This is a genomic window from Streptomyces sp. NPDC026417 (genome assembly GCF_055567695.1).
In genome coordinates this window covers 55771-68493 of the sequence record NZ_JBVHPY010000017.1, presented here as the reverse complement: position 1 = coordinate 68493, position 12723 = coordinate 55771, and the positions used below count along the sequence as shown (strand labels likewise).

Here is a 12723-nt window from a genome sequence, read left to right as displayed (position 1 = left end):
GTGCGCAAAAACACTCCTTCTTTCGCTTTTGTCTGGCGGAGGGGTGTGACAGGAGGAGCAGTGCTCCGGTGTCGCCGCACGGCTTCGTGGCCGTGCGGCGCGGCTACCGTCCCGAGCAGGTCGACGCGTTCGCCACGGCGCTCTCGCAGGACCGTGACGCCGCCTGGGAGCGGGCCGCCCGGCTGACCGTGCTGGCCCGGGACATGGAGGCCGACGCAGAGGACCTGTGCGAGATCGTCGCCGGTCTCGCGCCGCAGACGTACGAGACGCTCGGCGAGGGCGCGCAGCGGCTGTTCGCGCTCGTCCGCGAGGAGGCCGAGGCGGTGCGCGAGCGGGCCCGTCGTGAGGCCCGGCGGGAGGCCGAGGACGCCGAGGAGGCGGGCCGGCGACTGCGTGCGGACGCCGAGGCCTACGCCGAGGCGGTCCGCGCCGGGACCGAGGAGCAGGTGGCCCGGCGGCTGCAGGCGGCCCGTGCCGAGGCCGACGAGCTGCGCATCTCGGCCCGCCGCGGCCTGAAGGAGGGCCGCGGCGAGACGCTGGCCGGGCTGCGGGAGGTCAGGGGGCGCACGGAGCGGCTGCTCGTCGAGCAGGAGCGGCAGCAGGCGCTGCGCGTCGAGGAGGCCGAGCGGGCGGCCGCGGACCGGGCGGCGGAACTCGACGCGTACCACGAGGAGCTCTTGGCCCGCGCCGAGGCCCGTCTGGCCGCGGCGGCGCGGGAGTCGGCCGAGGCCGAGGAGTCCGTACGGCAGGTCCAGGCGGCCGCGGAGGTGCGTGCGGCCGAGGTGCTCGCCGAGGCCAGGGCCCGCGCGGACGCCGTCGCCCGCGAGACCGAGCGGATCCTGCGGGAGCACGGCGAGCGGTGGGACGACGTCCGCGCCCAGATGGACCACGTACGCGGCAAGCTGATGGCGCTGACGGGGCGGGCACCGGTCGAGTGACGTCCCGGCCGGTGCCCGCCCGACCTCAGTCGGTGCGGCGGACGGCGCCGGCCAGGATCCAGCCCTCCACCGCCTCGTACTGCCGGCGCTGCTCCTCCGCCTTCCGGCGCCCGGAGACCACCGTCCCCAGCCAGCCGTAGGCGAAGCCCAGCGGGATGGAGAGGATGCCGGTCGTGGTGAACGGGAACCAGTTGAAGTCCGCTTCCGGGAACGCCGAACCGGGGGAGCCGGAGACCAGGTTGGTGCCGGTCATCAGGACGAGGACCGTCAGCGTGCCCCCGATGAGGGTGCACATCAGGCCGGCCCGGGTGTAGCGGCGCCAGAAGAGGCTGTAGACCAGCGCGGGCGCTATGGCGGACGCGCCCAGGCAGAACGACAGGGTGACCAGGGGCTGCAGGCTGTGGTGCTGGACGAGGGTGGCCAGCAGGATCGCCGGCGCGCCCACCGCGAGTGCGGAGAGCCGGGCGACGGTCATCTCGCGGCGCGGAGTCATCTCCTGCACGCGCGCCGCGAACACGTCGTGCGCGAGGGAGTTGGCGCAGGCCAGGATCATCCCGGCCACCGAGGCGAGCACCGTCAGGAAGATCGCCGTGGTGACCGCCGTGAACAGCAGGGTCTCCGCGGTGGAGACGCCGGAGCCGAACGCGGCGCGGGCGCCCAGCAGATAGGCCGTGTTGCCCTGCGGGTCGGCGCCCGCGATCGTCTCGCGCCCGATCAGTGCCGTCGCGCCGAACCCGACGACGGAGATGACCAGCACGAAGAGCGCCACGGCGGGCACCGCCCAGGACAGTGAACGGCGCACCTGGCGGGCGCTGTTGGCGGTGTACATGCGCATGGTGATGTGCGGCAGGCAGGCCCCGCCGAGGACGACGGTCAGCTCGGCGCTGATCATGTCCAGGCGGGGACTGGGGCCGCCGGCGAACTGCAGACCCGACTGCAGGAAGGCCGGTCCCGCGCCGCTGCCCCGGGCGGCGGCGTCCAGCAGGGCGCCGGGACTCCAGTCGAACCGGCTCATGATGAGGACGGCGACGACGGCGCCGGAGCCCAGCAGCATCACGATCTTCATGATCTGGATGAGGGCGGTGCCCTTCATGCCGCCGATGGCCGCGTAGCTGATCATCAGGACGCCGAGCCCGATGACGCAGCCCGTCTTGAGGGAGTCGTTGGAGAACCCCAGGAGGAACGCCAGCAGATCCCCGGTGCCCGCCAGCTGGACCAGCATCAGCGGGAGCAGCGCGGCGATGGTCGCGGCGCAGGCGGTGATGCGCACCGCGCGGCCCGGCATCCGCCGCGCGAACGCGTCGCCCATGGTGAACCGGCCCGCGTTGCGCAGGGGTTCGGCCAGCAGGAACATCAGCAGCATCAGGGACAGTGCGGTACTCAGGGCGAGGACGACCCCGTCGTAGCCGGCGAGCGCGATGACGCCGCCGGTGCCGAGGACGGTCGCCGCGGAGATGTAGTCCCCGGCGATGGCCAGGCCGTTGCGCATCGGGGAGAGCGAGCCGTATCCGGTGTAGAACTCGTCGAGATCGTCCCGGTCGGGGCCGGTCATTACGCACAGCAGCAGCGTGATGGTGGCGACGGCGGTGAACGCCACGAGGGACATCGCCTGCGCGGAACTGCTGAACCCGGTCATCGGGACGCCTCTCGCCTGACGTCCAGTTCGGACTGCTTGCGGATCCGGTCGGCGATCGGGTCGACGCGGCGGCGTGCCGTGTGCTCGTACAGCCAGATCGCGAGGCAGGTCACCGGGACCTGGAGTACGCCCAGCAGCAGTCCGACGGACAGTCCGCCGGAGACGCGGCTCGTCATCAGCGCGGGGGCGAACGCGGAGAAGAGGAGGAAGAGCACGAAGTAGCCGAGCGCGGTGAGCGTGGCCACGCGGCGCTGCCACCGGTAGGCGCTGCGCAGCCGGCGGATGTCGCTGTGCTGCCCGAGGGCGTGGTGGCGCGGCCGGCGTGGTCTGTCGGGCTCGGCCGGTGGCGGCTCCCAGGGATAGGTGGCGTACGACGGGGACGAGTTGTACGGGGACTGTTGACTCGGTTGGTACTCGGGGAACGAGAACGCGTCAGGCATCCCGTTTCTCCTTGCGCGGCTCGGGTCCGTGCGGACCGCAGGGAGCGGGGGGTGAGCGAGGCACGCTACTCGCAGGTATCGGGTGCGCGAGGCAGTTTCCGCGAACTGAGCGGTCGGTACGTGCTCAATTCGGTGACCTGCGGTGTTACCCGCGTTAACCTGCCCGTTCACACGTGCGGATGCTGTGGGGCGGGTGTGACGGCGGTGTGAGGAGCGGCGCCTCGGCCGCGCGGGCCGGGGTCAGTCGCCGGACTTCTCCAGCACCGGGAACCGTCTCGGCGCCACCAGCAGCAGGACCAGGAAGGCCAGGGCCGCCGCGCAGGCCGCGCCGAGGTAGACGGAGTGGACCGCGGCGGCGACGGCCCCGCGCAGCCGGGCGTCGGTGGCGCCGGAGTCCAGCGCGCGGGTCACCGAGTCGAGATCCCCCGCGCCGCCGAGCCGCGCGGCGAGCACTCCGTTCGCGACGGCGCCGAACACGGCCGCACCGACCGTCTGCCCGGTCTGGCGGCAGAACAGGACGGACGCGGTCGTCGTGCCGCGTTCCTCCCAGCCGACGGTCGACTGGACCCCGATGAGCAGCGGGAGCTGGAAGAGGCCGAGCGCACCGCCGAGGAGGAGCATCAGCAGCGCCGGCTGCCACGGCCGTCCCGGGTAGGGCAGGAAGGGGAAGGCGAGCAGCAGCAGGGCCGCCGCGCCGATGCCCAGCATCGCGGTGTTGCGGAAGCCGATCCGCCGGTACACGTGCTGGCTGAGGGCCGCCGACACCGGCCAGCTCAACGTCCACACCGACAGCACGAATCCGGCGGCGACGGGCGTCAGGCCGAGCACCGCCTGGGCGTACGTCGGCAGGAAGACGGTCGGGGCGACCATGAGCAGCCCCAGCGCGCCGAGCGCCAGATTGACCGCGGCGATGGTCCGCCGCCGCCAGACCCACCCGGGGATGATCGGCTCCGCGGCCCGCCGCTCGACGGCCACCACGACCGCCACCAGCGCGAACCCGGTGCCGAACAGCGCGAGGGAGGGCGCCGACAGCCAGGCCCACGCCACGCCGCCCTGCACCAGGGCCATCAGCAGCACCCCGCCGCAGGCGAAGACGGCCAGCGCACCCGCCCAGTCGATCCGCGGCCGCTCCCGGCGGGCCACACGCTGCGGCTCGTTAAGGTGACGCACGATCAGCCACAGCGCGACCGCGCCGATCGGCAGGTTGACGAGGAAGATCCAGCGCCAGTCCGCGTACGCCGCGAGGAGTCCGCCCAGCGCGGGCCCCGCGACCGCCGACGTCGCCCACACGGTGGACAGCCGGGCCTGGATCTTCGGGCGCTCCGCCAGCGGGTACAGGTCGGCGGCGAGCGTCTGGACCGTGCCCTGCAGGGCACCGCCGCCCAGGCCCTGCACGACCCGGAAGGCGATCAGCGCGGCCATGTTCCACGCCCCGGCGCAGAGCAGCGAGCCGAGCAGGAAGAGGACGGCGCCGGCGATCAGCACCGGCTTGCGACCGAAGGTGTCGGACAGCTTGCCGTACACGGGCAGGGTGACGGTCACGGCCAGCAGGTAGCCCGAGAACAGCCACGAGAAGACGGAGAAGCCGCCGAGGTCGCCGACGATCTGCGGCACGGCGGTGGACACGACGGTGGCGTCGAGGGCGGCGAGCGCCATCGCGAGCATCAGCGCCGCGACGACCGCCCGGCGCCGCCGGGTCTCGCTCCGGCCGTCCGCCGGCGCCCCGGCCCGCGCGGCCGGTGTGTGCGTGTCCCCCTGGCCCACTGGATTCCTTCCGCCTGCACCTGTCCGCCGCCGCCACCTTCTCACTTGACCCTCGCGCGACGGCAGGGTGGACGCTGAACGGGCCCAGGGGTGGAGACGACCCCGAGACGGAGTCCACCGAAGGGTGGAGTCCCCCTAGGGGTTCCTCCGTACCAGGGCTCGGGGAGGGTTCGTCCCGCCGGAGGACGAGACCGGGCGGTCCCCGTCCTTAACCTGGCTTTACGCCGCTGGGGAGCGGTCCGGGACCCGCTCGGGTCCTGCGGACCGCACCTGTGGGGGTGGGGTTTTCCCCAGGTGAAGAGTGCGCTGCGCACCAGCGCGCCCGACCCCCTCCCGCCACCAGACTGATCCACGTACCGAGCACCGGGTCCACCGCACCACCGGATCCGGCCCGCGGCACCGCGATCCGACGCGGCACCGCTGCGCTCAACGACCGACCGACATAGGAGACTTACCGTGACAACGGCTGTGACCATTCCCAGGCACGGGGGCACTGGAGGGCGTACGGCCGTTGCCGCCCGGGCGCGGCAGGTCGTGAAGGCGTACGGGTCCGGGGAGACCCGCGTCGTCGCCCTGGACCACGTCGACGTGGACATCGAGCGGGGCCGGTTCACCGCGATCATGGGCCCGTCGGGCTCCGGCAAGTCCACGCTGATGCACTGCCTCGCCGGTCTCGACACCGTCACGTCCGGGCAGATCTTCCTGGACGAGACGGAGATCACCGGCCTCAAGGACAAGAAGCTCACCCAGCTGCGCCGCGACCGCATCGGCTTCATCTTCCAGGCGTTCAACCTGCTGCCGACGCTGAACGCGCTGGAGAACATCACGCTGCCGATGGACATCGCCGGGCGCAAGCCGGACAAGGCGTGGCTGAGTCAGGTCGTCGAGACGGTCGGCCTCGGCGAGCGTCTCAAGCACCGGCCGACCCAGCTCTCCGGCGGCCAGCAGCAGCGCGTCGCGGTGGCCCGTGCCCTCGCCGCCCGCCCCGAGATCATCTTCGGTGACGAGCCGACCGGAAACCTCGACTCCCGGGCCGGCGCCGAGGTGCTGGGCTTCCTGCGCCGTTCCGTCGACGAGCTCGGCCAGACCATCGTGATGGTCACGCACGACCCGGTGGCGGCCTCGTACGCGGACCGGGTGCTGTACCTGGCGGACGGCCGCATCGTCGACGAGATGCTCCGGCCCACCGCGGAAGCCGTCCTGGACCGCATGAAGGACTTCGACGCCCGGGGGCGTACGTCATGACCGTCGTCAAGACCTCGATGCGCAACTTCCTCGCGCACAAGGGGCGCATGGCCCTGTCGGCCGTCGCGGTCCTGCTGTCCGTGGCCTTCGTCTGCGGCACGCTGGTGTTCACCGACACGATGAACACGACGTTCGACAAGCTCTTCGCCGCCACCTCCTCCGACGTGACCGTCACGCCGAAGGGCGCGAAGAGCGACGACACCCCCCAGAACGGCAGGCCCGAGTCGATGCCGGCCTCGGTGCTGGCCGAGGCGAAGCAGGCGCAGGGCGTCAAGTCCGCCGAAGGCGCCGTCAGTTCGATGAATGTGACGGTCGTCGACAGCCACAACGAGAACATGGGCTCCACCAACGGCGGCCCCACGATCGCAGGCAACTGGACGAAGAACGACCTGCGGTCGATGGAGATCACCGAAGGGCACGCGCCCCGCGGCCCGACCGAGGTGATGGTCGACGCCGACACCGCCGACAAGCACCACCTCGGCATGGGCGACGAACTGCGCACCATCGCGGTCACCGGCGACTTCAAGGCGAGGATCGTCGGCATCGCCTCCTTCACCGTGACCAACCCCGGTGCCGCCGTCGTCTACTTCGACACCGCCACCGCCCAGCGCGAACTGCTCGGCGAGACCGGGCGGTTCACCCACATCAACCTGACGGCCGCGTCCGGTGTCACCGACGCGCAGCTGAAGAAGAACGTCGTCTCCTCCCTCGACGGCACCTACAAGGTGCAGACGCATAAGGAGACCGCGGACGAGAACCGCTCGGACGTCGACTCGTTCATGGGTGTCATCAAGTACGCCATGCTCGGCTTCGCCGGTATCGCGTTCCTGGTCGGCATCTTCCTGATCATCAACACCTTCTCGATGCTGGTGGCCCAGCGCACCCGCGAGATCGGCCTGATGCGGGCGATCGGTTCCTCCCGCCGGCAGGTCAACCGGTCCGTGCTCGTCGAGGCCCTGCTGCTCGGCGTCGTCGGTTCGATCCTCGGGGTCGGCGCGGGCGTCGGCATCGCCGTCGGCCTGATGAAGCTCATGTCGTCCATGGGCATGAACCTCTCGACCTCCGACCTGACGGTGAAGACCACCACTCCTGTGGCCGGCCTGGTCCTCGGCGTCGTCGTCACCGTCCTCGCCGCCTACCTCCCCGCCCGCCGCGCGGGCAAGGTCTCCCCGATGGCCGCCCTCCGCGACGCCGGGACGCCCGCCGACGGCCGGGCGGGACTCGTCCGCGGCCTGATCGGCCTCGTCCTCACCGGCGCCGGCGCGTTCGCGCTCTACACGGCGGCCACCGCGGACAAGGCGAGTGAGGGCTCCCTGGTCCTCGGCGCGGGCGTGGTGCTGACCCTCATCGGGTTCGTGGTCATCGGTCCGCTGCTCGCGGGCGGTGTGGTCCGGGTGATCAGCGCGGTGCTGCTGCGCGCCTTCGGACCCGTCGGCCGGATGGCCGAGCGCAACGCGCTGCGCAACCCGCGGCGCACCGGCGCCACCGGCGCGGCCCTGATGATCGGCCTCGCCCTGGTCGCCTGCCTGTCCGTGGTCGGCTCGTCCATGGTGGCCTCGGCCACCCAGGAGCTCGACAAGTCGGTCGGCGCGGACTTCATCGTCCAGGGCAACCAGCGGATCGTGCCCCAGGCCGAGAAGGCCATGGAGTCCACGCCCGGCCTGGAGCACGTCACCCGCTACAAGACGCTCGAAGCGACCCTGACCTCCCCGGACGGCAAGGCCGACACCGACGGAGTCACCGCGGCCGACCCCTCCTACGCGAACGACCTGCGCCGCGAGACCACCGCCGGGACGCTGAAGGCCGCCTACGGCAAGGACGCCATGTCGGTCGGCTCCGACTACGCGACCAAGCACCACGTCAAGGTCGGCGACACCCTGACCGTCGCCTTCAAGGGCGGCGAGACGGCCCGCCTGAAGGTCGCCGCCATCACGGACGACGACACCTCCATCGACCAGGGCGCCCGCTACCTGAGCCTCGCGACGATGAAGAAGTACCTCCCCGCGGACCGGATCCCGCCGAACGAGATCATGTTCGCCTCCGCCCAGGAGGGCAAGGAGAAGCAGGCGTACGCGGCGCTCAAGAAGTCCATGGAGCCGTACCCGCAGTACCAGGTCCGCGACCAGACGGACTTCAAGCAGGAACTGAAGGACCAGGTCGGCCAGCTCCTCAACATGGTCTACGGCCTGCTGGCCCTGGCGATCATCGTCGCGGTCCTCGGCGTCGTGAACACCCTGGCCCTGTCGGTCGTCGAGCGCACCCGCGAGATCGGCCTGATGCGCGCCATCGGCCTCTCCCGCCGCCAGCTGCGCCGCATGATCCGCCTGGAGTCCGTCGTCATCGCCCTCTTCGGCGCCCTCCTCGGCCTCGGCCTCGGCATGGGCTGGGGCGCCACCGCCCAGAAGCTCCTCGCGCTGGAGGGCCTGAACGTCCTGGACATCCCCTGGCCGACCATCATCGGCGTCTTCATCGGCTCCGCCTTCGTCGGCCTCTTCGCCGCGCTGGTCCCGGCGTTCCGCGCGGGCCGCATGAACGTCCTCAACGCCATCGCCACCGAGTAGCCCCCGCGGACGGGGGTCACGGGGGACGGGCCCGGCCCGGTCCAGGAGAGCCACGGCTCCCCGGGACCGGGCCGGGCTGCCTTCGTGCTGCCCAGCCCGAGGACGCGGGGCATATCAGCCCCTCCGGTGAGGGGGGCTTTCAGCCCGTCGGCGTTCGAGGGGCATATCTCAGCCCGTCCGGCGTTTGAGGACGAGCGCGCAGCGCGACGGGGATCCGGGGGCGCAGCCCCCAGGGACCTCAGCCCTCACCGGGGGACGCAGAACCGGACCCAGAACCCCGCCGGGGGGAACAGCCCCACCGGGGGACGCGAAAGCCTCGCGGGACGGGGAACCGGCGTCGGGACCCCGAGGCCGGGGCCGTCGTCCACAGGCACGGCACCGCCGGTCTCACCGACGTACGCTGGAGGCCCCCGGCCAGACCTCGTGCCGGGCGCTTCGCGTTGCCCACCCCCGGACGGGATTGCCTTTCATGAGCCTGCACGGTCTGCTCGACGCCGTCGTCAAGGACGCCGCACTCGCGGAAGCGGTGAAGGCCGCAGCCGACCACAACCGCATGCACGTCGACCTGGTCGGCCCGCCCGCCGCCCGCCCCTTCGCGGTGGCGGCCCTGGCGCGCGAGACCGGCCGCACCGTGCTGGCGGTGACGGCGACCGGCCGTGAGGCCGAGGACCTGGCCGCCGCGCTGCGCTCCCTCCTGCCGCCCGACGGCGTCGTGGACTACCCGTCCTGGGAGACGCTCCCGCACGAGCGGCTCTCCCCCCGCAGCGACACCGTCGGCCGCCGTCTCGCCGTGCTGCGCCGCCTGGCGCACCCGAGGCCGGACGACCCCGAGACCGGCCCGGTCTCCGTCGTCGTGGCCCCCATCCGCTCCGTGCTCCAGCCCCAGGTCAAGGGCCTGGGCGACCTGGAGCCCGTCGCCCTGCGCACCGGCGAGAGCGCCGACCTGGGCGAGGTCGTCGAAGCCCTCGCCGCCGCCGCGTACTCCCGTGTCGAGCTCGTCGAGAAGCGCGGCGAGTTCGCCGTCCGCGGCGGCATCCTCGACGTCTTCCCGCCCACCGAGGAGCACCCGCTCCGGGTGGAGTTCTGGGGTGACGACATCGAGGAGATCCGCTACTTCAAGATCGCCGACCAGCGCTCCCTGGAGGTCGCCGACCACGGCCTGTGGGCCCCGCCCTGCCGCGAGCTGCTGCTCACGGACGACGTACGGCAGCGGGCCGCCGCCCTCGCCGAGCAGCACCCCGAGCTGGACGAACTCCTCGGCAAGATCGCCGAGGGCATCGCCGTCGAGGGCATGGAGTCCCTGGCCCCGGTGCTGGTGGACGACATGGAGCTGCTGCTCGACGTCCTGCCGCAGGGCTCGATGGCCGTCGTCTGCGACCCCGAGCGGGTGCGGACCCGGGCCTCGGACCTGGTGGCGACGTCGCAGGAGTTCCTGCAGGCGTCCTGGGCGGCGACCGCGGGCGGCGGCGAAGCCCCCATCGACGTCGACGCCGCCTCGCTCTGGTCCATCGCGGACGTCCGCGAGCGCGCCCGCGAACTGGGCATGATGTGGTGGTCGGTGAGCCCCTTCGCCGCCGACGACGAACTCGACGCGGCCACCCTCAAGCTGGGCATGCACGCCCCCGAGAGTTACCGCGGCGACACCGCCCGCGCCCTCGCCGACACCAAGGGCTGGATCTCGGACGGCTGGCGCACGGTCTTCCTCACCGAGGGCCACGGCCCGGCCGCCCGCACCGTCGAGGTCCTCGGCGGCGAGGGCATCGCCGCCCGCCTCGACACCGACCTCACCGACATCAGCCCCTCCCTCGTCCACGTCTCCTGCGGCTCGATCGACCAGGGCTTCGTGGACCCGCGTCTCAAGCTCGCCGTCCTGACGGAGACGGACCTGTCCGGGCAGCGGTCGGCGACCAAGGACGGCGCGCGCATGCCGGCCCGCCGCCGCAAGACGATCGATCCGCTCACGCTGGAGGCGGGCGACTACATCGTCCACGAGCAGCACGGCGTGGGCCGGTACATCGAGATGGTGCAGCGCACCGTCCAGGGCGCGACCCGCGAGTACCTGGTCGTGGAGTACGCGCCCGCCAAGCGCGGCCAGCCCGGCGACCGCCTCTACATCCCCACCGACCAGCTGGAGCAGATCACCAAGTACGTCGGCGGCGAGGCGCCCACGCTGCACCGGCTCGGCGGCGCCGACTGGACGAAGACCAAGGCGCGCGCCAAGAAGGCGGTCAAGGAGATCGCGGCCGACCTGATCAAGCTGTACTCGGCGCGGATGGCGGCCCCCGGCCACGCCTTCGGTCCGGACACCCCCTGGCAGCGCGAGCTGGAGGACGCCTTCCCGTACGCGGAGACCCCGGACCAGCTGACCACCATCGCCGAGGTCAAGGAGGACATGGAGAAGACGGTCCCGATGGACCGCCTGATCTGCGGCGACGTGGGGTACGGCAAGACGGAGATCGCCGTACGGGCCGCGTTCAAGGCGGTGCAGGACGGCAAGCAGGTCGCCGTGCTCGTCCCGACGACGCTGCTCGTCCAGCAGCACTTCGGGACCTTCTCCGAGCGCTACGCGCAGTTCCCGGTGAACGTGCGCGCCCTGTCCCGCTTCCAGACGGACGGCGAGGCGAAGGCGGTCCTGGAGGGCCTGCGCGACGGCTCGGTGGACATCGTCATCGGTACCCACCGCCTGTTCTCCTCCGAGACCAAGTTCAAGGACCTGGGCCTGGTCATCGTCGACGAGGAGCAGCGCTTCGGCGTCGAGCACAAGGAGCAGCTGAAGAAGCTCCGCGCGAACGTCGACGTCCTGACCATGTCGGCCACCCCCATCCCCCGCACGCTGGAGATGGCCGTCACCGGCATCCGCGAGATGTCGACGATCACCACTCCGCCCGAGGAGCGCCACCCGGTGCTCACCTTCGTCGGGCCGTACGAGGAGAAGCAGATCGGCGCGGCCGTCCGTCGCGAACTGCTGCGTGAGGGACAGGTCTTCTACATCCACAACCGCGTCGAGTCCATCGACCGGGCCGCCGCGCGGCTGCGGGAGATCGTCCCCGAGGCGCGCATCGCGACGGCCCACGGCCAGATGGGCGAGCAGGCGCTGGAGCAGGTGGTCGTCGACTTCTGGGAGAAGAAGTTCGACGTACTGGTGTCGACGACGATCGTCGAGTCCGGCATCGACATCTCGAACGCGAACACGCTGATCGTGGAGCGCGGCGACAACTTCGGCCTCTCCCAGCTGCACCAGCTGCGCGGCCGGGTCGGCCGCGGCCGCGAGCGCGGTTACGCGTACTTCCTGTATCCGCCGGAGAAGCCGCTCACCGAGACCGCCCACGAGCGCCTCGCCACCATCGCCCAGCACACGGAGATGGGCGCGGGCATGTACGTGGCGATGAAGGACCTGGAGATCCGCGGCGCCGGAAACCTCCTCGGCGGTGAGCAGTCGGGCCACATCGCGGGCGTCGGCTTCGACCTGTACGTGCGCATGGTGGGCGAGGCGGTCGCGGACTACCGCGCCTCCCTCGAAGGGGGCGTGGAGGAGGAGCCGCCGCTGGAGGTCAAGATCGAGCTGCCGGTCGACGCGCACGTCCCGCACGACTACGCGCCCGGCGAGCGGCTCCGTCTGCAGGCGTACCGCGCCATCGCCTCCGCCAACACCGAGGAGGACATCAAGGCGGTGCGCGAGGAACTGGTCGACCGGTACGGCAAGTTGCCGGAGCCGGTGGAGAACCTGCTGCTGGTCGCGGGCCTGCGGATGCTCGCCCGAGCGTGCGGCGTCGGCGAGATCGTGCTGCAGGGCACCAACATCCGCTTCGCCCCCGTGGAGTTGCGCGAGTCGCAGGAGCTGCGGCTCAAGCGGCTCCACCCGGGCACGGTCATCAAACCGACCGCCCGCCAGCTCCTCGTCCCCCGGCCGAAGACGGCGAAGGTCGGCGGGAAGCCCCTGCTCGGCCGGGACCTGCTCGGCTGGACCGGGGAGTTCCTCACGACGATCCTGGGCTCGTAGCCCGGCTCGACTCCGGCCTCGACTCCGGCTGATGGGGCTCAGCTCCGGGCTCGGGCTGGGCCCGCGTTTCTGGGCTGGGCTGGCCTGGCTGGGCTGGGCTCGCGGGTTCGGCCTCGGGCTTGGCCCCCGGGTGTCGGCT

The 12723-nt window shown here is 71.9% G+C and carries 7 protein-coding genes; 4 read left to right on the top strand and 3 right to left on the bottom strand.

Annotation, left to right across the window (positions count from 1 at the left end; translation table 11 throughout):
* Positions 1 to 68: 68 nt before the first annotated feature.
* Complete coding sequence (locus ACZ4NT_RS25380) at positions 69 to 938, top strand: cellulose-binding protein (protein WP_467727773.1); 870 nt, start codon at positions 69 to 71, stop codon at positions 936 to 938.
* 25 nt (positions 939 to 963) lie between these two features.
* Here ACZ4NT_RS25380 and ACZ4NT_RS25375 read toward each other — a convergent pair whose 3' ends face one another.
* The 3 genes from ACZ4NT_RS25375 to ACZ4NT_RS25365 all read right to left on the bottom strand — a co-directional run bounded on the left by ACZ4NT_RS25375 (position 964) and on the right by ACZ4NT_RS25365 (position 4778).
* Positions 964 to 2574 (bottom strand): sodium/solute symporter, encoded by a 1611-nt coding sequence (locus ACZ4NT_RS25375; RefSeq protein ID WP_467727771.1) that lies wholly within the window; start codon positions 2572 to 2574, stop codon positions 964 to 966.
* Positions 2571 to 3014 carry a DUF485 domain-containing protein gene (locus ACZ4NT_RS25370; protein WP_121402478.1) on the bottom strand — a complete coding sequence of 148 codons (444 nt, stop codon included), beginning with the start codon at positions 3012 to 3014 and terminating at the stop codon, positions 2571 to 2573. Before ACZ4NT_RS25370 ends, ACZ4NT_RS25375 begins: the two co-directional genes overlap by 4 nt.
* A 240-nt stretch (positions 3015 to 3254) precedes the next feature.
* A complete protein-coding gene (locus ACZ4NT_RS25365; RefSeq protein WP_121402479.1) occupies positions 3255 to 4778 on the bottom strand; it encodes an MFS transporter in 1524 nt (507 codons plus the stop codon).
* Between the two features lie 456 nt (positions 4779 to 5234).
* Between ACZ4NT_RS25365 and ACZ4NT_RS25360 the strand changes: the two genes are divergently transcribed.
* From ACZ4NT_RS25360 to mfd, 3 genes are all read left to right on the top strand, one after another.
* Positions 5235 to 6023 (top strand): ABC transporter ATP-binding protein, encoded by a 789-nt coding sequence (locus ACZ4NT_RS25360; protein WP_121402480.1) that lies wholly within the window; start codon positions 5235 to 5237, stop codon positions 6021 to 6023.
* The gene (locus ACZ4NT_RS25355; RefSeq protein ID WP_467727768.1) at positions 6020 to 8584 is read left to right on the top strand and encodes an ABC transporter permease; all 2565 of its coding nucleotides are present in this window, start codon (positions 6020 to 6022) and stop codon (positions 8582 to 8584) included. Before ACZ4NT_RS25360 ends, ACZ4NT_RS25355 begins: the two co-directional genes overlap by 4 nt.
* Positions 8585 to 9053: 469 nt before the next feature.
* A complete protein-coding gene (gene mfd, locus ACZ4NT_RS25350) occupies positions 9054 to 12584 on the top strand; it encodes a transcription-repair coupling factor (RefSeq protein WP_467727766.1) in 3531 nt (1176 codons plus the stop codon).
* The last annotated feature ends 139 nt before the right edge of the window (positions 12585 to 12723 follow it).

What these genes read in the sequence shown, in the direction of transcription:
- mfd (WP_467727766.1), top strand. Translation starts at nt 9,054, where the DNA reads ATGAGCCTGCACGGTCTGCTCGACGCCGTCGTCAAGGACGCCGCACTC.
- ACZ4NT_RS25370 (WP_121402478.1), bottom strand. Translation starts at nt 3,014, where the DNA reads ATGCCTGACGCGTTCTCGTTCCCCGAGTACCAACCGAGTCAACAGTCC.
- ACZ4NT_RS25355 (WP_467727768.1), top strand. Translation starts at nt 6,020, where the DNA reads ATGACCGTCGTCAAGACCTCGATGCGCAACTTCCTCGCGCACAAGGGG.
- ACZ4NT_RS25375 (WP_467727771.1), bottom strand. Translation starts at nt 2,574, where the DNA reads ATGACCGGGTTCAGCAGTTCCGCGCAGGCGATGTCCCTCGTGGCGTTC.